Annotated in this window: 21 protein-coding genes and 2 tRNA genes; 19 read left to right on the forward strand and 4 right to left on the reverse strand. The window is 67.6% G+C overall.

Annotated elements, in window-relative coordinates:
- Positions 1-37: 37 nt before the first annotated feature.
- Both AB839_RS01365 and AB839_RS01370 read right to left on the reverse strand, forming a co-directional pair.
- Positions 38-844 carry an amidohydrolase gene (locus AB839_RS01365; RefSeq protein WP_061478015.1) on the reverse strand — a complete coding sequence of 269 codons (807 nt, stop codon included), beginning with the start codon at positions 842-844 and terminating at the stop codon, positions 38-40.
- Between the two features lie 14 nt (positions 845-858).
- The gene (locus tag AB839_RS01370; RefSeq protein ID WP_061478016.1) at positions 859-2,007 is read right to left on the reverse strand and encodes a pyridoxal phosphate-dependent aminotransferase; all 1,149 of its coding nucleotides are present in this window, start codon (positions 2,005-2,007) and stop codon (positions 859-861) included.
- A gap of 195 nt (positions 2,008-2,202) precedes the next feature.
- Between AB839_RS01370 and ccmA the strand changes: the two genes are divergently transcribed.
- From ccmA to AB839_RS01425, 11 genes are all read left to right on the forward strand, one after another.
- Positions 2,203-2,832 (forward strand): heme ABC exporter ATP-binding protein CcmA, encoded by a 630-nt coding sequence (gene ccmA / locus AB839_RS01375; protein ID WP_014037834.1) that lies wholly within the window; start codon positions 2,203-2,205, stop codon positions 2,830-2,832.
- Positions 2,829-3,524, forward strand: a complete 696-nt coding sequence (ccmB, locus tag AB839_RS01380) for a heme exporter protein CcmB (protein WP_006456616.1) — start codon at positions 2,829-2,831, stop codon at positions 3,522-3,524. Before ccmA ends, ccmB begins: the two co-directional genes overlap by 4 nt.
- Before the next feature lie 43 nt (positions 3,525-3,567).
- Positions 3,568-4,338, forward strand: coding sequence for a heme ABC transporter permease CcmC (ccmC, locus tag AB839_RS01385; RefSeq protein ID WP_061478017.1), 771 nt, complete (start codon positions 3,568-3,570; stop codon positions 4,336-4,338).
- On the forward strand, positions 4,335-4,523 hold the full coding sequence (locus tag AB839_RS01390; RefSeq protein ID WP_061478018.1) for a heme exporter protein CcmD: 189 nt from the start codon (positions 4,335-4,337) through the stop codon (positions 4,521-4,523). The genes ccmC and AB839_RS01390 overlap by 4 nt, the downstream gene beginning before the upstream one ends.
- A complete protein-coding gene (ccmE, locus tag AB839_RS01395) occupies positions 4,520-4,981 on the forward strand; it encodes a cytochrome c maturation protein CcmE (protein WP_061478019.1) in 462 nt (153 codons plus the stop codon). Before AB839_RS01390 ends, ccmE begins: the two co-directional genes overlap by 4 nt.
- Positions 4,982-6,901: a heme lyase CcmF/NrfE family subunit gene (locus AB839_RS01400; RefSeq protein WP_061478020.1), complete on the forward strand. Its 1,920-nt coding sequence runs from the start codon at positions 4,982-4,984 to the stop codon at positions 6,899-6,901.
- A gap of 8 nt (positions 6,902-6,909) precedes the next feature.
- Positions 6,910-7,527, forward strand: a complete 618-nt coding sequence (locus AB839_RS01405) for a DsbE family thiol:disulfide interchange protein (protein ID WP_061478021.1) — start codon at positions 6,910-6,912, stop codon at positions 7,525-7,527.
- Between the two features lie 4 nt (positions 7,528-7,531).
- The gene (locus tag AB839_RS01410) at positions 7,532-7,987 is read left to right on the forward strand and encodes a cytochrome c-type biogenesis protein (protein ID WP_061478022.1); all 456 of its coding nucleotides are present in this window, start codon (positions 7,532-7,534) and stop codon (positions 7,985-7,987) included.
- Complete coding sequence (locus AB839_RS01415; RefSeq protein WP_061478023.1) at positions 7,981-8,970, forward strand: cytochrome C biogenesis protein; 990 nt, start codon at positions 7,981-7,983, stop codon at positions 8,968-8,970. Before AB839_RS01410 ends, AB839_RS01415 begins: the two co-directional genes overlap by 7 nt.
- Positions 8,971-9,150: 180 nt before the next feature.
- Positions 9,151-10,263 carry a homoserine O-acetyltransferase gene (locus AB839_RS01420; RefSeq protein ID WP_061478024.1) on the forward strand — a complete coding sequence of 371 codons (1,113 nt, stop codon included), beginning with the start codon at positions 9,151-9,153 and terminating at the stop codon, positions 10,261-10,263.
- Entirely contained in the window at positions 10,264-10,608 is a 345-nt protein-coding gene (locus AB839_RS01425; RefSeq protein WP_061478025.1) for a DUF1294 domain-containing protein, read from the forward strand.
- 77 nt (positions 10,609-10,685) lie between these two features.
- Here the strand turns inward: AB839_RS01425 and cydC are convergent, their stop codons facing one another.
- On the reverse strand, positions 10,686-12,359 hold the full coding sequence (gene cydC / locus AB839_RS01430; RefSeq protein ID WP_061478026.1) for a thiol reductant ABC exporter subunit CydC: 1,674 nt from the start codon (positions 12,357-12,359) through the stop codon (positions 10,686-10,688).
- The gene (cydD, locus tag AB839_RS01435; RefSeq protein WP_061478027.1) at positions 12,356-14,101 is read right to left on the reverse strand and encodes a thiol reductant ABC exporter subunit CydD; all 1,746 of its coding nucleotides are present in this window, start codon (positions 14,099-14,101) and stop codon (positions 12,356-12,358) included. Before cydD ends, cydC begins: the two co-directional genes overlap by 4 nt.
- Before the next feature lie 228 nt (positions 14,102-14,329).
- On the opposite strand from cydD, the gene AB839_RS01440 reads away from it, so the two are divergent.
- From AB839_RS01440 to pgaB, 8 genes are all read left to right on the forward strand, one after another.
- Positions 14,330-15,919 carry a cytochrome ubiquinol oxidase subunit I gene (locus AB839_RS01440; RefSeq protein WP_061478028.1) on the forward strand — a complete coding sequence of 530 codons (1,590 nt, stop codon included), beginning with the start codon at positions 14,330-14,332 and terminating at the stop codon, positions 15,917-15,919.
- Between the two features lie 15 nt (positions 15,920-15,934).
- Entirely contained in the window at positions 15,935-17,086 is a 1,152-nt protein-coding gene (cydB, locus tag AB839_RS01445; RefSeq protein WP_053501030.1) for a cytochrome d ubiquinol oxidase subunit II, read from the forward strand.
- Between the two features lie 53 nt (positions 17,087-17,139).
- Complete coding sequence (gene cydX, locus AB839_RS01450; RefSeq protein WP_021204639.1) at positions 17,140-17,256, forward strand: cytochrome bd-I oxidase subunit CydX; 117 nt, start codon at positions 17,140-17,142, stop codon at positions 17,254-17,256.
- 55 nt (positions 17,257-17,311) lie between these two features.
- A tRNA-Pro gene (locus AB839_RS01455) sits at positions 17,312-17,388 on the forward strand.
- Between the two features lie 140 nt (positions 17,389-17,528).
- A tRNA-Pro gene (locus tag AB839_RS01460) sits at positions 17,529-17,605 on the forward strand.
- A 222-nt stretch (positions 17,606-17,827) separates the two neighbouring features.
- Complete coding sequence (locus AB839_RS01465; protein ID WP_061478029.1) at positions 17,828-19,033, forward strand: MFS transporter; 1,206 nt, start codon at positions 17,828-17,830, stop codon at positions 19,031-19,033.
- 342 nt (positions 19,034-19,375) lie between these two features.
- Entirely contained in the window at positions 19,376-21,403 is a 2,028-nt protein-coding gene (gene pgaA / locus AB839_RS01470) for a poly-beta-1,6 N-acetyl-D-glucosamine export porin PgaA (protein WP_061478030.1), read from the forward strand.
- A gap of 1 nt (position 21,404) precedes the next feature.
- A complete protein-coding gene (gene pgaB, locus AB839_RS01475; RefSeq protein ID WP_061478031.1) occupies positions 21,405-23,291 on the forward strand; it encodes a poly-beta-1,6-N-acetyl-D-glucosamine N-deacetylase PgaB in 1,887 nt (628 codons plus the stop codon).
- The last annotated feature ends 1 nt before the right edge of the window (position 23,292 follow it).

Here is a 23,292-nt window from a genome sequence, read left to right on the forward strand (position 1 = left end):
GGCGCGCGCGCTGGTGCGGCGTTGTTCAGGCCGTGGCTCAGGCCTGTTCGTCCAGGTGGAAGGCATCGGCATCGAGCATCGCCGGGAAGCGCGCGCGATGTGCGGCCAGGGCATCGGCCGAGATGGTGGTGGTCACCACCTGTTCGCGTTCGCGGATCTCCACCTGCGGCTGGCCGAGGAAGTCGATCACCGCGCTGTCGCCGGCGTAGTGCAGCTGGTTGCCGTCCACGCCGACGCGGTTTACCGCCGCCACGAAACACAGGTTCTCGATCGCGCGCGCGCGCAGCAGGGTCTTCCACGCATAGGCGCGCGCCGACGGCCAGTTGGCCACGAAGATCTGCAGATCGAAGTCCAGCTGCTGCGGACGCTCGACGTTGTAGCGGTTGCGGCAGAACACCGGGAAGCGCAGGTCGTAGCAGACCTGCGGATTGATCCGCCAGCCCTTCCATTCCACGCTCAGGCGCTCACGGCCGGCGGCATAACGCTCGTGCTCGCCGCCGTAACGGAACAGGTGGCGCTTGTCGTAGTACTCCAGCGTGCCATCGGGCGTGGCGAACAGCAGGCGGTTGTAGACGCCTTCGCCATCACGCAGCTGCACGCTGCCGATCACCGCCGCGTTCAAGGCCCTGGCCTGCTCGCGTACCCAGGCCACGGTCGGGCCGTCCATGCCTTCGGCCTGGGCAATGGCCTCGTTGGAGAAACCACTGGTGAAGGTCTCCGGCAGGATCACCAGGTCGGTGGTGCCGGCCAGCGGTGCCAGCAGCGCGCCGTAGTAGGCGCGGTTGCCGGCCGGGTCGTGCCAGCGGGTGTCACCCTGGACGAGGGAAATGCGCAGGTCCTGCATGTCCACGCCTCCGCTCACAGCAGGCGCAGGCGTTCGATCGCCGCGTCCATGGTCGCTTCGTTCTTGGCGAAGCACAGGCGCACCAGGCGCTGGCCGGCCGGCGGAGTCTCATAGAACGGCGACAGCGGGATGGCGGTCACGCCCTTCTCAATGGTCAGCCACTTCACGAACTCATGGTCCGGCAGGTCACTGATGGCCGAGTAGTCGACCAGCTGGAAGTAGCCGCCCGGTACCGGCAGCGCCTTCAGGCGGGTGCTGGCCAGCTGCTCGCGGAAGCGGTCGCGCTTGGCCTGGTAGAACGCGCCCAGTTCCAGGTGGTGTTCCGGCTCATCGCGGATCATCGCGGCGAAACCGTACTGCGCCGGGCCGAAGCTGGTGAAGGTGTTGTACTGGTGCACCTTGCGGAACTCGGCGGTCAGCGCCGGCGGGGCGATCGCATAGCCGATCTTCCAGCCGGTGCAGTGGTAGGTCTTGCCGAAGCTGGAGATCACGAACGCGCGCTCGCGCAGTTCCGGGTAGCGCAGCGCTGACTCATGGCGACGGCCGTCGTAGATGATGTGCTCATACACTTCATCGGAAATCAGGTAGATCTGCGTGCCGCGCAGCAGTTCGGCCAGCGCCTGCATGTCCTGCGCCGACAGCATCGCGCCGGACGGATTGTGCGGGGTGTTGACGATCAACATGCGGGTGCGCGGGGAGATCGCTGCACGCACGCGATCCCAATCGACGGCGAAAGTCTGCGGATCGAGCGACACATGCACCGCCTTGGCGCCGGCCAGGTCGATCGCCGGCTCGTAGCAGTCGTAGGCCGGGTCGAGCACGATCACTTCCTCGCCCGCACGCACCACGGCGTGGATGGCGTTGAAGATGGCCTCGGTGCCGCCGCTGGTGACGGTGATCTCGCTGTCCGCATCCACCTGCGCGCCGTAGCAGTCCAGCGCCTTCTGGGCGATGGCCTGGCGCAGCGGGGCTACGCCGGTCATCGGCGGGTACTGGTTCAGCCCGGCGGCCATCGCCCTGGCCGTCTCATCGATCAGGCGCTGCGGCGCGGAAAAGTCCGGGAAACCCTGGCCCAGGTTGACCGCGCCGTGTTCGGCGGCGAGCTGGGACATCACGGTGAAGATCGTGGTACCGACCTTGGGCAGCTTGGTGGTGGGTTGCATCGGCCTGGACTGTGGGGAACAAGGCCCAGAAGTGTACGAAATCCGCGCTGCGACTGTGGGTTCAGCCGGTAGCGCCGGGCCATGCCCGGCGGCTCTTTGCATATGCCTTGCGGCCGCCGGGCATGGCCCGGCGCTACCGGGACAGCATTCACCGCTACAATTGCGACCGCACTCCGGCATGAAGACCCCTGCCCCTTGAACACCCCTGCATTGCTGGCCGCCAGCGGCCTGAGCTTCTCCCGCAATGACGAGCCGGTGTTCGGCCCGCTGGACTTCCATGTGGACGCCGGCGAAGCCCTGCTGGTGCAGGGTGGCAACGGCGCCGGCAAGACCACCCTGCTGCGCGTTCTGGCCGGCCTGGCCCGGCCCGGCGCCGGCCAGGTGCGGATCGATGGCAAGCCCGCCAGCAACGCCGAGCGTGCGCGCTATGTCGCTTATCTCAGCCACCTGCCGGCGCTGAAGCCGGACCTCGGCACGCTGGAGAACCTGCACTTCCTGTGCGGCCTGCACGGCCGTCGTGCGCGGCAGATGCCCGGCAACGCGCTGGCCATCGTCGGCCTGGCCGGTTACGAGGACACTCTGGTACGCCACCTGTCGGCCGGGCAGAAGCGGCGGCTGGCACTGGCGCGCATCTGGCTGTCGCCGGCGCCACTGTGGCTGCTCGACGAACCCTACGCCAACCTCGACCTGGAGGGAATCACCCTGGTCAACCGGATGATTTCGGCGCACCTGCGCGCCGGCGGCGCTGCGCTGGTCACCACCCATGGCGCCTATGCCGCACCGCCGGTGCGCACCCGCCAGCTTGACCTCGGCGGTGCCGCATGATCGCGCCGGGTACCGAACCAGGCCTGTGGCAGACCGCAGGCGCCCTGCTCAAGCGCGACCTGCGCCTGCTCTGGCGCCGACGCGGCGACGCGCTGCAACCGCTGCTGTTCGCGGTGCTGGTGGTGGTGCTGTTCGCGCTGGCCCAGGGTCGTGAGCCACAACTGCTGGCCGCTACCGCCGGCGCGGTGCTGTGGCTGGCCGTGCTGCTGGCGGGACAGCTGTCGCTGGATTCGCTGTTCCGTTCCGACGCCGAAGATGGCTCGCTGGAACAGTGGCTGCTGGCGCCGGTGCCGCTGGCCTGGCTGGTACTGGTGCGCGTACTGCTGCACTGGGCCACCACGGCACTGCCGTTGATCGTGGTCAGCCCGCTGCTGGCCGAAATGCTGCATCTGCCGCATGACCAGCTGCCGATGTTGCTGGCATCGTTGCTGCTGGGAACGCCGTTGCTGAGCCTGATCGGTGGCGTGGTCGCTGCACTGACCGTCGGCATCCGGCGCTCTGGTATTCTCGTGGCGTTGCTGTCGTTGCCGCTGTACGTGCCGGTGCTGGTGTTCGGTGCAGGCAGCCTGGCGGCAGCCGGACGCGGGCAGGATCCGGTCGGTGCGCTGCTGATGCTGGGCGCCGGCCTGCTGGTCGCGCTGGTGCTGGCGCCGCTGGCCACCGCCGCTGCAATACGTATTTCTCTGAGTTGACCGAGCTGAGAGCCAATCCACCCCTGCTGGATAGCCGCCACGCATGAATCCGATTGTCCGCTGGTTCCACCAACTCGGTTCGCCTCCCACGTTCGACCGTTTCGCTGCCCGCTGGTCGCGGGTGTTCTACCTTGCAGCAGTGCCGGTGCTGCTGGTCGGCATGTGGCAGGCGCTGCTGGTGGTGCCGCCGGAAGCCAAGCAGCTGGACAGCTTCCGCATCCTCTACATCCACGTGCCCAGTGCCTGGATGAGCCTGTTCGTGTTCGCGCTGATGGCGCTGTATGCCGCGATCGCGCTGATCTGGCGGATCAAGGTCTGCGAGATCCTGGCCATGGCCTGCGCGCCGATGGGCGCCGGCTTCACCCTCATCACCCTGCTGACCGGCAGCATCTGGGGCAAGGGCACCTGGGGCACCTGGTGGGACTGGGACCCGCGCATGACCAGCGAACTGGTACTGCTGTTCCTGTACCTGGGCGTGATCGGCCTGTACCACGCCATCGAGGACCGCCGCAGCGCCGCGCGCGCCGCTGGCCTGCTGGCCATTGTAGGTGTCAGCCTGCTGCCGGTGATCCGCTATTCGGTGGACTGGTGGGGCGGCCTGCACCAGCGCCAGTCGATCAACGTGTTCGGTGAATCGGCGATCAGCAGCGCGATGATCGCGCCGCTGTGGTGGATGGTGATCGGCACCAAGTTCTGGTTCGCCGGTTCGGTGCTGGCCAAGGCCCGCGCCGACAATCTCGACCGCGAGGCCGGCAAGGCCTGGGTCGGCGGCCGTGTCGATGCCGCGCGCGCCACCCGGGAGGCCCAGCCATGACCCACCTGCCCTACGTGATCGGCGCCTACGCCGTATTCGTGCTGGTACTCAGCGCCGATGCCCTCGGTTCGTGGCTGCGCCTGCGCGTGGCACGCCGGCTGGCACTGGCCCGCCAGCAGCGGCAGCAGACCCGCGCTGGCAGGCAGGACGCGGCGACGCCGCTGTCGACGGAGCTGGAACGATGACCCCGGTGCAGCGTCGCCGCCTGGTGTGGGTGCTGCTGGCCCTGCTCGCCTCCGGCCTGGCCACCGCGCTGGTGGCGATGGCGCTGGAGCGCAACATCGCCTACCTGTACACCCCTTCGGAAGTGCTGCGCGGCGATGTCGATGCACAGTCGCGTTTCCGCTTGGGCGGCATGGTGGTGAAGGGCTCCTTCAACCGCCCGGTCGGCTCGCTGGAGGCGCGCTTCGACGTGACCGACGGCGACGCACAGCTGGCGGTGACCACCTCGCGGATCCTGCCGGACATGTTCGCCGAAGGCACCGCGGTGGTCGCCAGTGGCCGCCTGCAGGACGGTGTCTTCGTCGCCGACGAAGTGCTGGCCAAGCACGATGAGAAGTACGTGCCGAAGGAAGTGGCCGACAAGATGGGCGATGCCCATCGCAAGCACGACGTGCCGGTGACAGCCCCCGAGGTGCGCTGAGTGCTGCCCGAACTGGGTCAGATCCTGCTGTTGTGTGCGTTGCTGGCCTCGCTGCTGCAGGCCGGCCTGCCGCTGGCCGGTGCGCATCGCAACAACGCGGCATGGATGGCGGTGGCGCGGCCTGCCGCCTTCGCGCAGCTGCTGCTGTTGGCCGGCGCCTTCGCGGTGCTGACCGCCGCGTTCGTGCAGCAGGATTTCTCGGTGCGCTACGTGGCCGAGAACTCCAATTCGCTGCTGCCGCTGATCTACCGCTATTCGGCGGTGTGGGGCGCGCATGAGGGCTCGCTTCTGATGTGGGCGCTGGTGCTGGCATTGTGGACCGGCGCGGTGGCGCTGTTCTCGCGGCACCTGCCGGCACCGGTGCAGGCCCGCGTGCTGGCAGTGATGGGCGTGGTCAGCGTCGGCTTTCTCGCCTTCCTGATCTTCACCTCCAATCCGTTCCTGCGCCTGAACCCGGCGCCGCTGGAAGGCCGCGACCTCAACCCGCTGCTGCAGGACCCGGGGCTGATCATCCACCCGCCGATGCTGTACATCGGTTACGTGGGCTTTGCGGTGCCGTTTGCGTTCGCGGTGGCGGCATTGCTGGAAGGTCGCCTGGATGCACGCTGGCTGCGCTGGACGCGGCCGTGGACCAACGTTGCCTGGGGCTTTTTGACCCTGGGCATCGCACTGGGCAGCTGGTGGGCCTACTACGAGCTGGGCTGGGGCGGCTGGTGGTTCTGGGACCCGGTGGAAAATGCCAGCTTCATGCCGTGGCTGGTCGGTGCGGCACTGATCCATTCACAGGCCGTCACCGAAAAGCGCGGCACCTTCGGCAGCTGGACCCTGCTGCTGGCGATCGCCGCCTTCGCGCTGTCGCTGCTGGGCACCTTCCTGGTGCGCTCGGGCGTGCTGACCAGCGTGCATTCATTCGCCGCCGATCCTTCGCGCGGCCTGTTCATCCTGGTGTTCCTGTCAGTGCTGGTCGGTGGCAGCCTGCTGCTGTACGCGCTGCGCGCCAGCCAGCTGAGCGTGGATGCCGATGATCCGCGCCGTGGCTTCACCGCCACCTCGCGCGAGACCCTGCTGCTGGCCAACAACCTGCTGCTGGCCACCGCCTGCGCGATGGTGCTGCTCGGCACGCTGTACCCGCTGCTGGCCGATGCGCTGTCGCTGGGCAAGATCTCGGTCGGTCCGCCCTACTTCGGCAGCCTGTTCCTGCTGCTGATGGCACCGATGATCCTGTTGCTGCCGTTCGGCCCACTGGTGAAATGGCAGCGTGACCAGCCCTCGCGCGCCTTCGCGCTGCTGGCACCCTGGCTGGGCCTGGCAGTATTGCTGGGCGCGCTGGCCTGGTGGCAGGCACCGCAGAATGGCTGGAAGGCCGGTATCGGCGTCGCCGCTGCGGCCTGGGTCGCACTCGGCACCGCACGCTTCGTCTGGCAGCGCCTGCGCGGCAATGGCCGCTTCACCGCCGAGATGCTCGGCATGATCGTCGCCCACGCCGGCATCGCCGTGTTCCTGGCCGGCGCGCTGCTGGTGGAGGCGCTGAACGTGCAGCGCGAAGTGGCGCTGGCGCCGGGCCAGCAGCTGGTGGTCGGTCGCTACGAAGTCCGCTTCGAAGGCGTGGACCATCGCGAAGGGCCGAATTTCATCGCTGATCGAGGCCACCTGCGGGTGTTCCGCAACGGCCGCGAGCAGGCCCTGCTGCATCCCGAGAAGCGCCAGTACGCCAGTGGCGGCCAGGTGATGACCGAGGCCGGCATCGATGCACGCTTCGACGGTGATGTCTACGTGGCATTGGGCGAGCCGCTGGGCAACAATGCATGGGCGGTCCGGGTGCACATCAAGCCGTTCGTGCGCTGGATCTGGCTCGGCGCGCTGCTGATGGCCCTGGGCGGATTCATCACCGCCGCCGACCGCCGTTTCCGTCGTCCGTAGGAGTTCCCATGTCCGAGTCCCCCGCCCCGCGCCCCTCCCGCCCGCTGCCGCCGGTAGCCATCGTGATCGGCGTGCTGTTCTTCTTCGGCCTGCTCGGGCTGATGATCTATGGGGTGATGAAATCGGGCGACCCGCAGCGCGACGTACTGCCGTCGGCACTGATCGACAAGCCGGCGCCGGCGTTCGCGCTGCCAGTGCTGCATGACCCGGAAATGATCGTACACAGCGACGAGCTGCGCGGCGCGCCCTATCTGCTGAACGTCTGGGGCAGCTGGTGCGCGGCCTGCCGTGAGGAACACCCGGTGTTGACCCGCTTTGCCGAGAGCAAGCGCGTGCGCGTGATCGGCTACAACTGGAAGGATGATCCGACCGACGCGCTGCACTGGCTGGAACAGCTGGGCAACCCGTTCATGGTGGTGCTCAGTGACGTCGAGGGCCGCACCGCGATCGACTGGGGCGTGACCGCCGCACCGGAGACGTTCCTGGTCGATGGCAGTGGCATCGTGCGCTGGAAGTACAGTGGCGCGATGACCCAGCGCGTGGTCGACGAGAAGCTGATCCCGGCACTGGAGAAGATCGAGAAGGCCCAGGGCAGTGCCGGCAACACCCTGCAAACGGCGCCCTGAACCCATGCGCTGGCTGCTGGCGTTGCTGCTTCTGATTCTGATGCTGCCGCTGGCGGCGCTGGCCCAGCAGCCGCTGCACGATCCGCAGCCGCTGCAGTTCCGCGATGATGCCGAGGAACGCCGCTTCCATGACCTGGCCGCGCAGCTGCGCTGCGTGCAGTGCCAGAACCAGTCGCTGGCCGATTCGAACGCGCAGATCGCCCAGGACCTGCGCCGCGAGGTGCTGCAGCTGATGCAGCAGGGCCACGACGACGCGCAGATCAAGCAGTTCCTGGTCGCCCGCTACGGTGAGTTCGTGCTCTATCAACCACCGTTGCAGCCGGGTACCTGGCTGCTGTGGGGTGGCCCCCTGCTGGTGCTCGGCGCCGGTGCACTGGTGGTGCTGGGCATCGTCCGCCGGCGGGGACGCACCGTCGGCGCGGCGCCGGCCGGCAAGGCCGATGAAGGAGACGAATGGTGAACCATTGGCTGCCGGTGCTGGCCGGCCTGGTTGCTGCGCTGATGGCAGCGCTGGTGCTGTCGCCGTTGCGCCACCACGGTCGTCGCGGTTTCGTGGTCGGCGTGTTCGCACTGGGCGTGGCCGGTGCCTGCCTGTACCTGCTGGTCGGTGATCCGCGTGCAGCACAGGTACAGCCGACGCCGTCGGTAGCCACCCTGCGCGATGGCGTGCAGGCCCTGCAGGATGCACTGAAGCGCGACCCTCAGCGTGCCGATGGCTGGGCATTGCTCGGGCGTTCGCAGGCCGAACTGGGCAATGCCTCAGCTGCGGCAGACGCCTTCGCGAAGGCCGCCGAATTGGCACCGGATGATCCTGGCGTGCTGGTGGAAGCCGCGCAGGCGCGCGCGCAGGCTGATGCCGGCAAGCAGTTCGATGACACCGCGATGGCCTGGTTGCAGCAGGCACGTACACAGGCCCCTGACGCCGAGCGCGCCAGCTGGCTGCTGGGCATCGCCCTGCGCCAGCGCGGAAGGAATGCCGAGGCCGCGGATGTGTGGAGCGGCCTGCTGCCACGGCTTGAGCCCGGCGCCGCGCAGGCGCTGCAGGCGCAGATCGCCATTGCCCGCGAGGCCGCCGGCCAGGCGCCCGATGCTGGCGCCGCGGCGCCACCGGCGCAGCTGCAGGTGCGCGTGCAGCTGCCGGCACTGAACAACGCCGAGTGGCCCGCCAGCACCCAGGTGTTCGTGCTGGCCCGTGCCGTCGGTGGCCCGCCGATGCCGGTGGCCGCTCGCAAGCTGCCGCTGAGCGGATTCCCGGACACGGTCGGGCTGGGCGACGGTGACAGTCCGATGCCAACCGCACCGCTGTCGGCCCATCGCGAAGTGGAAGTGCTGGCACGCATCTCGCGCACCGGCAGTGCCAATCGCAGCGAGGACGACCTGCAGAGCGTTCCGGTGAAGGTAAGCCTGCCGCATGAAGGCGTGGTGGAACTGCGGTTTCCCTGACTTGTAGAGCCGAGCCCATGCTCGGCTGCGATTGGGTTGCCGGCGCCCGCCAGCCGAGCATCGGCTCGGCTCTACAGCAGATCCACGCCATGCGTGGATACGACGGTCCGGTCCGCATCCACCCGCTGCTGGAAACCAGCGTGTCGCCAGCTCCACATGCCGCCCCGCTAGAATGCGTGCATGACCGAATTCATCCCGCCCGGCACCCGCTTCCACGCCCTGCCTTCGCCGTTCCCGTTCAAGCGCGGTGGCGCCCTGCACGGCGCGCGCGTGGCCTACGAGACCTGGGGAACGCTGGCGGCCGATGCCAGCAATGCGATCCTGATCGTGACCGGCCTGTCCCCAGACGCGCATGCAGCGGCCAACGAGGCCAACCCGGCACCGGGCTGGTGGGAAGCGATGGTTGGCCCCGGCAAGCCCATCGATACCGACCGCTGGTTCGTGGTCTGCGTGAACTCGCTGGGCAGCTGCAAGGGCTCGACCGGCCCCGCTTCGCTCAACCCGGCCAACGGTCAGCCCTACCGCCTGGACTTCCCCGAGCTGTCGATCGAAGACGGTGCCCGCGCCGCCGTCGACGTCGTGCGTGCACTAGGTATCGAGCGGCTGGCCTGCGTGGTCGGCAATTCGATGGGCGGCATGACGGCCCTTGCCATCCTGATGCTGCATCCGGGCATCGCGCGCAGCCACGTCAACATTTCCGGCAGCGCGCAGGCGTTGCCGTTCTCGATCGCGATCCGCTCGCTGCAGCGCGAGGCGATCCGCCTTGACCCGCGCTGGAATGGCGGCCACTACGACGATGCCGAGTACCCCGAGTCCGGCATGCGCATGGCGCGCAAACTGGGCGTGATCACCTACCGCTCCGCGCTGGAGTGGGATGGCCGCTTCGGCCGCGTGCGGCTGGATTCGGACCAGACCGACGACGATCCGTTCGGCCTGGAATTCCAGGTGGAAAGCTATCTGGAAGGCCACGCACGGCGCTTCGTGCGTTTCTTCGATCCCAACTGCTACCTGTACCTGAGCCGCTCGATGGACTGGTTCGACCTGGCCGAGTATGCCGACGGCGACGTGCTGGCCGGGCTCGCGAAGATCCGCGTGGAGAAGGCGCTGGCGATCGGCGCCAACACCGATATCCTGTTCCCCGTGCAGCAGCAGCAACAGGTTGCCGATGGCCTGCGCGCCGGCGGTGCCGATGCGCACTTCATCGGCCTGGAATCGCCGCAGGGCCACGACGCCTTCCTCGTCGATTTCGAGCGTTTCGGCCCGGCCGTGCGCGGCTTCCTCGACGCGCTGTAAGTGGCGTGGCGGCGTAATCTCGCGCTGGCTGCCTTCGGCGCGTTGATCGCGCTGATGATCAGCGGCGTGCTGCCGCTGTGGCTGGGCGGCTGGTGCGTGCTGGCCAGCGCAGTGTCGTTCGGCCTCTATGGCCATGACAAGCGCGCGGCGCAGCGAAAGCAGTGGCGGATTCCCGAGCGCACCCTGCAGCTGCTGGCCTTTGCCGGTGGTTGGCCCGGCGCGCTGCTGGGCCAGGCGATGTTCCGCCACAAGCACCGCAAGGCCGCGTTCCAATGGGTGTTCTGGCTGTGCGTGCTGGCCAACGTGGCCTCGATCGCGGTACTGCTGCGCGAGTTCTCGCGATAGCCAACCTGTAGAGCCAAGCCCATGCTCGGCTGCCTCTGCTCTACAGTAGATCCACGCCACGCGTGGACATGCCTCGATCAGAGTTCGCGGATCAACACCCCATCACGCAACCGGTACTGCGCATCGACCACGCCTTCGGGCAGGTCGTCGTGGGTGATCATCAACAGGCTGCGCCCGTCCAGCAACCCGGAGAGATCGTGCAGCAGCGCACGTGCGGTATCCACGTCCAACCCTTCGGTTGGTTCGTCCAGCAGCAGGATCGGCGCGTTGCGCAGCAGCGCCCGCGCCAGCGCCAGCCGTCGCGCCTGGCCGGCCGACATCGTCGCGCCGTTCTCGCCCACCCAGGCCTGCAGGCCACCGTTGCGCTCGGCCCAGTCGCCCAGGCGCACGCGACGGAGGACCGCCCACAAGGCGGCGTCGCTGGCATCGGGATCGCCCAACCGCAGGTTTTCTGCCACGCTGCCGGCAAACACCGGTGCGTTCTGTGGCAGCCACGCCAGTTGCTGATGCCACTCAGCCTGGGCGACGTCGCGCAGATCGCGGCCACCATAGGTGATTCGCCCCTGCTGCGGATCCCACAGCCGCAGCAGCAGGCTGGACAGCGTGGTCTTGCCACTGCCGCTGTCGCCGCGGATGGCAATGCGTTCGCCTGGCGCCAGGGTCAGCTGGAGACCGGACAGCACCGGCCGCGCCGCGCCCGGCCACTGGAAATGCACATCGTCCCAATGCACGCGCGCGGCTTGCGGCACCGGCTGTGGCACTTGCGGATCGTCCACCGTCGGCGGTTGCTCGACGATCGCCTGCAGGCGATCTGCGGCAATGCGCCCGGACTGCAGCGACTGCCAGGCCAGGCCCATGCCGGCCCACAGTTCAATCAACGCCACGGTCAGGAACACGAGGCCTGCCGCCATCTCCGGCGCGATGCGCTGCCGTTCGGCGGCGTGCAGGGCCAACGCCAGCATCGCCACCAGGCCCAGCCCGGCCACCAGGCCGTGCAGGGTCGAGGCCGCGATCAGGCGCCAGCGACGGCGGCGGTCGCGCGAGACCAGCTGCTTGGCTGCCACGCGTACCTTCAGCTGCCACGCGGCATCGGCATGCAACGCGGCCAGATCTCCCGCCCCTTCCAACCCTTCAAAGGCCGCGGTGCGCAATGCGGCGCGATGCGCGGCGCGGTCGGCTTCTTCATCATCGTGGCCACGCACGCCCAGCCACGGCACACCGAAGGCGATCAGCAGCGCCAGCACCGCCAGCAGCACTGCCGCCGACGGCAGGATCAGCGCCGCCGATGCAACCGCCACCACCGACAGCGCACCCAGCGCCACCAGCGGCCCGATCGCCCGTACCAGCAGGCCATCCACTTCGCCGATGTCGCCCAGCAGTCGCGCCAGCAACTCGCCGGTACGCGTAGCCCCCAGCCGTGCCGGCGCCAGTGGCAGCGCGCGGCGGAAGAACCAGACGCGCAGATCGCGGGCGATGCGCAGGGTGGCATCGTGGCCCACCAGCTTTTCGAAGTAGCGCGACACGATGCGCGCCATGGTCAAGCCACGGATACCCGCAGACGGCGAGAAGAAATTGAATCCCTGCCCCAGGCCTGCGGCACCGGCCAGCGCGGCCGCAGTGAGGAAACCACCGGACAGGCCCAGCAATGCAGTGCCGGCCAGCATCGTGGTCCACAACAACAGGATCGTCAGCAACAGGCGTGGACGATGACGCAGGAACACCGCGCGCAGCGAATCAGGCGAACGGCTCATGCGCGCACCGCCTGTGCCGGTTCCACCAGGCGGCCTTCCGGCAACAGCAGGCAACGATCGGCCCAGGCGATCACCGCCGGGCTGTGGGTGGCGACCACCACGCTGCGGCCACGTGCATATGCGGCCAGGCTGCGCAGCAATGCCGCTTCGGTATCGGCATCCAGGAACGCGGTGGGTTCGTCCAGCAGCAGCACCTGCGGATCACGCAGCAGAAGGCGGGCCAGGCCGATGCGACGCGCCTCACCACCGGACAGGCCGAAGCCACGTTCGCCGATCACCGTATCCAGCCCCTGCGGCAGGCGCTGCGCAAACTGCAGTACCTGCGAAGCCTCGGCCACCGCGCGCAGGCGCGCATCGCTGGCGCCGGGATCGGCCAGGCGCAGGTTGTCGGCGATGCTGCCGTGGAACAGGTACGGACGCTGGCTGGCATAGGCTACCTGCACGCCGGGACGCACCTGCAGCTTGCCGGCCCGCGGCGGCAGCCAACCGGCCAGCGCCTCCAGCAACGTACTCTTGCCGGACCCGCTGGGACCGACCAGGGCCAGGCGCTGGCCCGGTTCCAGCAGCACGTCCAGATCCTGCAGCACATCGTGCGGCGCGCCCAGCGGACGCAGCACCAGACCCTGTGCCCGCAGCGGCGGCAGCGCGGCCTCGGCCGGCTCCACCGCCAGCGGCGCAGCTTCGTTCTCGATCAGGCCCTGCTCATCGGGCAGCGACTGCAGCAGGCGCTCCACCTCGGCAGCGGCAGCCAGCGCATTGGCACGGTCGTGGTAGTGGGCGGCCAGCCGTCGCAGCGGCGCATAGAATTCCGGCGCCAGCAGCAGGCAGAACAGGCCCGCCCCCAGCGTCGGTACCGTTGCATGCAACGACATCATGCCCAGATAGCTCAGCCCGAGGTACAGGGCGACCATCGCCACGCTGACCGAGGCGAAGAACTCCAGCACCGTGGACGAGAGGAAAGCGATGCGCAGAACCTTCAGGGTACGCACGCGCACGCCTTCGGCAGCCGCCTCGATCCCCTCCAGCTCAGCCTCGCCGCGGCCATACAGGCGCAGCAGGCCCAGGCCCTTGATGCGGTCGGCGAAATGGCCGCTCATCCGCGCCAGCTCACCCAGCTGCGCGCGGCCGGCCGCTTCGGCCCCCCAGCCCACCAGCATCATGAAGAACGGTACCAACGGTGCAGTGAACAGCAGGATCAGCGCCACCACCCAGTCGACCCAGGCTACGGCGGCCAGGATCAGCAGCGGCACCACCACCACTTCGGTGCGTACCGGCAGGAAACCGCTGTAATAGCTCTCTATCGCATCAGCGTGATGCAGCATCAGTTCGCCCAGTTCGCCGGTGCGGCGCTGGCGCAGCCACAGCGGCCCATGGCCAAGCAGGCGTCCGAACACGCGTTCACGCAGGGCCAACCGCGCGGCATCGGCCACATCACCGGCGGCGGCCTGGGTGGCGCTGCCCAGCAGCGTGCGCGCCACCAGGATCGCCGCCAGACCGCCCAGCACCGGCAACCCCGAGGCCAGCGGCGCGCGCTCCACCAGCACCTGCTGCACCAGCCAGGCGATGGCGGCCGCCTGGCCGATCAACAGGGCACCGGACAGGCTGATGCACAGTGCCGCCAGCTGCTGGCGGCCTCGGGCGGAATGGGCCAGATCGGCCAGCCACGCCGCGCGGACACGACGCTGGCGGGCAGTTTCGGCCTCCGGGGACAGGGCGTCGGGGGTGGTTTCGGCGGCGCTCAAGGGGTCTTCACGGGCAACGGGGGAGACACGGCATTGTAGGCGCAGGCAATGGCCGACCTCTGCGGCCAGCGGTCGCAGTCTTCATCAGGTTGGCATACGATCAACCGGGGCATCTGTTCATACATTGATCTGGATCAAGGCTGTTTGAAGTAGTCGGTCACATCATTCACGTCGTAGACCACCCTTCCCGCCACCTGCAACGGCACTATCCCACGAGGTAGCCAGGCCATGATTGATCAGACAGTCGTAGAACTGTCGCGGCTGCAATTCGCGCTGACCGCGATGTATCACTTCCTATTCGTACCGCTCACCCTCGGCCTGTCCTTCATGGTGGCCATCATGGAGAGCGTGTACGTGATGACCGGCAAGGAGTTCTGGCGCAGGATGACCCTGTTCTGGGGCGTTCTGTTCGGCATCAACTTCGCCATGGGCGTCGCCACTGGCATTGTCATGGAGTTCCAGTTCGGCATGAACTGGTCCTACTACAGCCACTACGTGGGTGACATCTTCGGTGCGCCGCTGGCGATCGAAGGCCTGATGGCCTTCTTCCTGGAAGCCACCTTCGTCGGCCTGTTCTTCTTCGGCTGGAATCGCCTGAGCAAGGTCAAGCACCTGATGGTGACCTGGCTGATGGCGTTGGGCACCAACCTGTCGGCGATCTGGATCCTGGTGGCCAATGGCTGGATGCAGAACCCGACCGGTGCGGTGTTCAACCCGGAAACCATGCGCATGGAAGTGGTCGACTTCATGGCGGTGGTGTTCAACCCGGTGGCGCAGGCCAAGTTCGTGCACACCGTCAGCGCCGGCTACGTGACCGGTGCGGTATTCGTGATGGCGATCAGTGCCCTGTTCCTGCTGCGCAACAAGCACAAGGACCTGGCCCGTCGTTCGTTCGCGGTGGCCGCAGCGTTCGGCCTGCTGTCATCGCTGTCGGTGGTGGTGCTGGGTGACGAGAGCGGTTACGCCGCCAGTGAACACCAGAAGATGAAGCTGGCCGCGATCGAAGCGATGTGGGAGACCGAGCGTGCGCCGGCCGACTTCACCGCCTTCGGCATCCCGAACCAGGACACCCACCAGAACGACTATGCGGTGAAGATCCCCTACCTGATGGGCCTGATCGCCACCCGCTCGTTGAACCAGCCGATTCCAGGCATCCTGGAACTGGTCGAGCGCGCCGAACACCGCGTGCGCGGCGGCCAGCTCGCCTACGGCGCGCTGGAACGCCTGCGTGCGAACAAGAACGACGTGGAAGCACGCGAGATGTTCGACCGCCACTGGCAGGACCTGGGCCACGGCCTGCTGCTCAAGCGCTATCGCGATGACATCCTCAACGCCACCCCGCAGGAAATCTCGCAGGCGGCGATGGACACGGTGCCGCGCGTGATGCCGCTGTTCTGGACCTTCCGCGTGATGGCCGGCCTGGGCTTCTACCTGATCGCCTTCTTCGCGCTGGCCTTCTACTACTCGTGCCGCAACAACTTCCAGGACAAGCGCTGGTTCCTCAAGCTGGCCCTGTGGACGCTGCCGGCACCGTGGATCGCGATCGAGTGCGGCTGGTTCGTGGCCGAGTATGGTCGCCAGCCGTGGGCGGTCGATGGCGTGCTGCCGACCTTCTATGCGGCATCGGGCCTGGCCCTGCATGAAATCGTGCTGACCCTGGCCGGCTTCACCGCGATCTACACCGCGCTGATCGTGGTCGAGATCAAGCTGATGCTCAAGGCGATCCGCAAGGGTCCGGACGAACTGCTGCCTTCGCTGCAGTCGCCCCAGCCGCATGCTTCCCACAATGCCTCGGCGCCGGTCGCCGGCCAGGCCTGAGGCAGGAGAACCAAGATGGACTTCATTCTTCTGGACTACACCACGCTGCGCGTGATCTGGTGGCTGCTGCTCGGCATCCTGCTGATCGGTTTCGCCGTGATGGATGGTTTCGACCTGGGCGTGGGCACCCTGCTGCCCTTCGTCGCCCGCACTGACGCCGAACGCCGCCGGGTGATCAACACCATCGGCCCGGTCTGGGAAGGCAACCAGGTGTGGCTGATCCTGGGTGGCGGCGCGATCTTCGCCGCCTGGCCGCCGCTGTACGCGGTCAGCTTCTCTGGCTTCTACCTGGCGATGTTCGTGATCCTGTTCGCCCTGATCCTGCGTCCGGTCGGCTTCAAGTTCCGCAGCAAGATGCCCAGCGAACGCTGGCGCAACACCTGGGACTGGGCGCTGTTCATCGGTGGCTTCATTCCCGCACTGATCATGGGCGTGGCCGTGGGCAACGTGCTGTTGGGCGTTCCGTTCCATTTCGATGACAGCATGCGCATCTTCTACACCGGCTCGTTCTTCGGCCTGCTGATGCCCTTCGCGCTGCTGGCCGGCCTGCTCAGCGTGTCGATGCTGGTCGCCCACGGTGCGGCCATGCTGGTGATCAAGACCGACGGCCCGGTGGCCGAACGTGCAGCCCGCTTCGGCAGCATCGCGGCAATCATCGCCTTCGTGCTGTTCGCAGTGGGTGGCGCCTGGGTGGCCTTCGGCCTGCCGGGTTACCAGATCACCTCGCAGGTGGTTACCGATGGCGCCACCAATCCGCTGCTGAAGACCGCCGAACTCGGCGCCGCCGGTGGCTGGATGCGCAACTACAGCGCGATGCCGGCCACGATCCTGGCCCCGCTGCTCGGCCTGGCGGGCCTGCTGGCCAGTGCGGTGCTGCTGCGTGCCCGTCGTGGTGGCTTGGCCTTCATCGCCTCCGGTGCGGCCATCGCCGGCATCATCCTGACCGTCGGCTTCGCCATCTTCCCGTTCCTGCTGCCGTCCTCGAGCCAGCCCACCTCCAGCCTGACCGTGTGGGATGCCTCGTCCAGCCACCTGACCCTGTGGATCATGCTGCTGGCCACGGCGGTGTTCCTGCCGATCATCCTCGCCTACACCACCTGGGTGTACCGCGTGCTGAAGGGCAAGACCACCACCGAAGAGATGGGCAACAACCCGAACGCCTACTGATTGCCGGTGTGCCGGCCGACGGTCGGCACACCCTTGAACAAAGGAGATTGACCATGTGGTACTTCGCCTGGATTCTCGGTGCCGGCCTCGCCTCGACGGTGGCCATCCTCAACGGCATGTGGTTCGAAGCCCGCGAGCAGAACCGCATCGAGAACGAAAATCGTCGCTGAGCTGTAAAAAAACCTTGCCGCCCTGGCCTTCACACGGTATCTTAGGCGGCTCCTTCGGGGTGTAGCTCAGTCTGGTAGAGCGCTACGTTCGGGACGTAGAGGTCGCAGGTTCGAATCCTGTCTCCCCGACCACTCACGTGGTCGCATTGAAGCCTGGTGAAGTCATCCAGGCTTTTTTGTTCCCTGAGGTGGCACTGCTTCGGCGGTGTGAAGAAAACAGCATTCACCCCTTGCCGCCATCGGGGTGAATCGCTAGAATAGGCGGCTCCCTTCGGGGTGTAGCTCAGTCTGGTAGAGCGCTACGTTCGGGACGTAGAGGTCGCAGGTTCGAATCCTGTCTCCCCGACCACTTCGGTGGTCACCAAGAAGCCTGGAAGACATCACTGTCCTCCGGGTTTTTTTGTACCCCGCGCCAGGCCGCCCGCATGACGGGACCTTGCCGGAGCGCACACGTACAATGGCCGCGCTGCCGGCCCACCTGCAGCCCCCACCCCCACCTGCCGCTTCGGCGTAGACCGATGCCGGCGCTGCATGCCATTGCCGCGGCGTGCGACACCTGCAAGGACCACCGATGAGTTCCTCCACTTCCGATTCGCCGTCGCTGCTGCACGGTCGCGTCCTCGCGTTTGCCGCGATCCTGCTGGCAGCAGTCAACCTGCGCACTGCGGTCACCTCGATCACCCCGCTGCTGGACGTGCTCGGCCAGCAGTTCGGCTTCGGTACCACCATGACCGGCGTGCTGGGCATGCTGCCGACCGCCTCGTTCGCGCTGTTCGGCGTGGCCACGCCGGCACTGGCGCGGCGCCTGGGCCTGGAACGCACCACACTGCTGGCGATGCTGATGGCGATGGCCGGCCTGCTGCTGCGCTCCAGCGCCGGCAACGTCGGCACGCTGCTGCTGGGCTCGGTAATCGCGCTGGCCGGCATGGGCATCGGCAACGTGGTGGTGCCGCCGCTGGTGAAGCGTTACTTCGCCAACAAGGTCGGCACCATGAGCACGCTCTACATCAGCGTGCTGCAGCTGGGCACGATGCTGCCGGCGCTACTGGCAGTACCGGTGGCCAACGCTGCAGGCTGGCGCGTGTCGCTGGGCATGTGGGCGCTGCTTGCACTGGCCGCCGCGCTGCCGTGGCTGCTGCTGGCCAGGCGCGCACCGAAGCCGCTGGCCGACGCCGCCGATCCCACCGCGCAGCCGCACGGCAAGGTCTGGCGTACGTCGCTGGGCTGGAGCATGACGCTGATGTTCGGCATGACCTCGCTGATGACCTATTCGATGTTCACCTGGCTGCCGCGCATCGTGGTCGAGGCCGGTGGCACGCCCGCGTTCGGCGGCGTGATGGTGGCCGTGTTCTCGGCACTGGGCCTGCTGCCGTCACTGGTCATTCCGTCGATGGCGGTACGCATGCAGAACCCGTTCCCGCTGGTGCTGATCGGCTTCTTCTCGTTCGTGATCGCCTTCACCGGGCTGCTGCTGGCGCCGATGAAGGCGCCCCTGCTGTGGGCCTGCCTGCTCGGCGTCGGCCCGTCCACCTTCCCGCTGGCGCTGACCCTGATCAACCTGCGCACCCGCACCCCGGCCGGCTCGGCCGCGCTGTCGGGCTTCATGCAGGGCGTGGGCTACAGCTTCAGCTGCCTGGGCCCGTTCCTGGTCGGCTGGCTGCATACCGTCAGCAATGGCTGGACGCTCCCGTTCAGCTTCCTGTTCGGCTGCGCCACCTTGATGCTGTGCGCCTCGTGGGTCGCCTGCAAGCCCCGCAAGCTGGAAGATCTCTGGTAGCCCGGCCGGGGCCGCCAGACGGCCCCGCCTACCGCTCGTCAGACACCGGGCAATCTTGACGCCGAACTGACAATTCCGGGCGGATAGTGCCCATGAATGCCCTTCCTTGCCGCGTGCCGGCATCGGGCATGGGGGCGGCAGCGCCGCCCAGGCCACCACTCGGTGTGCGGGGGACTCTCGTTTCAGACAAGACATTGCAGGTCGCTGTCCGGGTTGTATCCGTCTTCAATGGGCGGGAACGCACGAAGGGAGTGACGCGGGCCACGGCCACGCCAAATACTGGCATGTGATTTGCGTCACATTTTCACAGGTTGTCTGGTTCGGAAGCCAAGGGGGTCCCCAATGGTCGTCCACCGCCGGCTGGCGCTCTGCGTCGGCCTCGCATGCACCGCTCTGGCCTGGGCCAGCGGCGCGGCTCCGACCGACCGCGACGCGGCCCTGGCCGAGATCGGCCGCTACCGCGACCAGGCCCGCTGGCTGGATGCGCTCGGCGCAATCGAGCGCGCCAGCCAGCAGCAGCCCAACGACGATCTGCTGTTCAAGCTGCGCGTGCTGACCCTGGGCGACATCGGCAATGCCTGGCGCGCCTGGGAGCTGTACCAGCAGCGGCCGCAGCTGTTCGACGACGCCCAGAAGCAGCGCATGGAAGGCGACTACCTGGCCAAACTCGTGGTCTGGAGCCTGGCCTACAGCAGCAGCGAGGACAGCCGCCTGGAAGAAGCCGAGTCGACCCTGGCGCGCATGCAGCGCTACGTCGGCGGCGAAGGCACCCCACCCTCGCAGGCCCCACTGCGCATCCGCATGGACCGGCTGATCCTGCTCAACCGGCTGGGCCGCCATGTACAGGTGCGTGAGGAGGCACGAGCCCTGCAGGCCGAAGGCCACACCCTGCCCGACTACGTGCTGCCTGCCGTGGGCGATTCGTTGATGGGCACCCTGCACCCGGAAGAAGCCATTCCGGTACTGCAGGCGGCCGTCGCTGGCGATCCGGCGCGCGACGCCTCGCATTCGGAACTGGCCTACGCCTACCTGGAAAGCGAGCAGCAGGAAAAGGCGATCGACCTGCTGCAGGCATGGCGCGACAAGGAGCCGGCGTGGCGCTGGAGCAATGGCAAATCACCGTACGCGAACTGGTCACGCTACGAGGCCGATCTCAACCTGGCAATGGTGCGCGCTTACAGCGGCGACCTGGTCACTGCGCAGCACGATCTGGAGTCGATGGTGGACATCGCACCCGGCAACGGAGGCCTGCAGAGTGCGCTGGGCAGCGTCTACATGATGCGCGGCTGGCCACGCAGGGCACTGCAGCGACAGCAGATGGCACACGCGCTGGACCCGCGTGACATCGAACCGCGGCTGGGCATGGAAGAGGCCTACGTCGCCCTGCAGCGCGACGACCTGGCGCGGCCGCTGCACGATGACCTGGTCGCACGCTATCCCACCCAACCGGCTGTCGAACGCATGGACCAGGCCTGGCGTGCGCATCGCGGCTGGCAGCTGAAGGCATGGACCGACATCGGCCGCAGCTCCGGTGGCGGTGGCACCTCGCCACTGGGCAACAACGATCGCCACTACGGTGTGGAAGTGGAGACACCGATCCTTGATGACCGCTGGCGGTTGTTCGCCCTGGCCGACCGGCGCTCGACCGATTTCCAGGACCAGCGCATCGATCCCCTGTGGCTGGGTGCGGGCGTGCGCTACCGCTTCGGGCAGCTGGATGCGGAAGCGGCCGTCCTGCGCGCCAACGACCACATCGGCGATACCGGCCTGCGGGCCGCCGTCGGCTGGCAGTTCAACGATTACTGGCACGCCGGCCTGGTGGCCGCGCGCAATGATCCAGAAGCCTCGATGCAGGCGCGCGCGGCCGGCATCACCGCCGACAGCGTGAGCGCACAGGTGGACTACCGGCGCAGCGAGCTCACCCACTGGACGTTCGGCGCCAGCCGCTTCCGCTATGACGATGGCAACCACCGCGAACTGTTCAGCACCCGCCTTGAACAGCGCCTGCTGACCCGCCCGCGCTGGCTGATCGATGGCCTCGCCAGTGCCTACACCAGTCGTGGCAGCCGCGACGATGCGCCCTACTTCAACCCGAAGCGCGACCGCATGGTCGAGATCGGGCTGCGCATCGACCAGCAGCTGTGGCGGCACTACGAACGCCACTTCCGCCACCGGCTGACGGTCTCGCTGGGCGACTACTGGCAGGACGGCTTCGGCAGTGCGCTGGTGCCGTCGGTGTCGTACATGCACGAATGGCAGCTGGGCCCGGGCCGCGTGTTCGAGTACGGCGTGCGCTGGTCGCGGCCGGTCTACGACGGCCACCGCGAGCGTCATATCGGCTTCGAAGCCGCACTGCGCTGGGGAGACTGACATGGCCTGCTTCCTGCGACTGATCGTGCTCCTGCTGCTGGCCATCACGCCACCGGCCTTGGCGCAGCAGGCCGCGCATCTCGATGCGATCGACAATGGCCTGCTGATCCTCAGCTACCACGACATCCGCGACCAGGTCGCGGCCAAGGGCGATGCCGATACCTATGCGGTGAGCACGCAGAACTTTGCCGCACACCTGGACTGGCTGGGCGCGCATGGCTATCACCCGGTCTCGCTGTCGCAGGTGATCGATGCCTCGCAGGGCCGGGCCACGCTGCCGCCCAAGCCTGTGCTGCTGACCTTCGATGACGGCCTGCGCAGCGTCTACGACAAGGCCTTCCCATTGCTGCAGGCCTACCGCTACCCGGCGCTGGTGGCGGTGATCACCGACTACGTGGACATGGCTCCGGGCCGCACCATCGACTACGGCTACCGTCCGTTCGGCCGCGATGACTTCGTCACCTGGGCGCAGCTGAAGCAGATGCACGACAGCGGCCTGATCGAGGTGGCCAGCCACACCGACGACCTGCACCACGGCGTGCTCGCCAATCCACAGGGCAATTCAACGCCCGCCGTGGTCACCCGCATCTACAGCCCGGCCACGCACAGGTACGAGACTGAAACGCAGTATGAGCAGCGCCTGCGCGCCGATCTCTCGCGCAGCGTGCAGCGCATCGAGCAGCACCTGGGCGTGCGCCCGCGCGCCATCGTCTGGCCATACGCCGCCTACAACCAGTTGAGCAACGACATCGCCGAACAGCTGGGCATGCCGGTGTCCTTCGATCTGGAGGGCCGCAGCACGCGGGTGGCCAGCGACCTGCATGGCCTGGCGCGCTTCCTGGTCAGCGACAATCCGACCGTGGAAGGGCTGGCCTACGAGCTGCGCCGCGATGTCGCGCTCGATGGCATCCGTGCCCTGCAGATCGACCTGGATGATGTCTACGACGCTGACCCGACGCAGCAGGCACGCAACCTCGATGCGCTGGTCGAACGGATCAAGCGCATCGCGCCGACGCACGTCTACCTGCAGGCGTTCGCCGATCCGGACGGCAACAACACTGCCGATGCGCTGTACTTCCCCAACCGGCACATGCCGATGCGTGCGGACCTGTTCAGCCGCGTTGCCTGGCAGCTGAAATCCCGCGCCGGCGTGAAGGTCTACGCATGGCTGCCGGTGCTTGGCTTTGAGCTGCCCGACCCGGTGCAGCGCAAGGCGCTGGCGATCCGCAACGGCGATCCCGATGGCATGTACCGGTTGGACTTCACCAACCCGAAGGCCCGCCAGATCATGCTCGACATCTACGAGGACCTGGCGGTCAATTCCTACTTTGAAGGCCTGCTGTTCCATGACGACGGCTACCTTCGCGACACCGAGCTGCCGGCACTGGCAGCCGGCGGCGATGGCAGCGCGCGCACGCAGGCGCTGATCAGCTTCACCCTGGCGCTGCGCGACAGCGCGCAACGCTGGCGCCCGAAACTGGCCACCGTGCGCAACCTGTACGCTGAGCCGGTGCTCCGCCCGCAGAGCGAGGCCTGGTTCGCGCAGCGCCTGGACCTGTTCAACAAGGCCTATGACCAGACCGCGCTGATGGCGATGCCGTGGATGGAAGGCAGCCAGCACCCCGAGCGCTGGCTGGACCAGCTGCTGGCCGCAGTACGCGCACACGACCCGCAGCTGCAGCACACCCTGTTCGAGCTGCAGACCGCCGATTGGCGCAACGGGCAACCGATTCCCGCCGAGCGCCTGCGCGCACAGATCCGCCAGTTGCAGGCACAGGGCGCGCACCACTTCGCCTGGTACCCGGACGATTTCATCGCCGACCAGCCCTCCACCCGCGATGCCCGCGCGGCGATGTCCGCCGGCACCTTCCCGTACCCGGAGAAGTGAC

Source organism: Stenotrophomonas sp. DDT-1 (genome assembly GCF_001580555.1).
Taxonomy (GTDB): domain Bacteria; phylum Pseudomonadota; class Gammaproteobacteria; order Xanthomonadales; family Xanthomonadaceae; genus Stenotrophomonas; species Stenotrophomonas sepilia.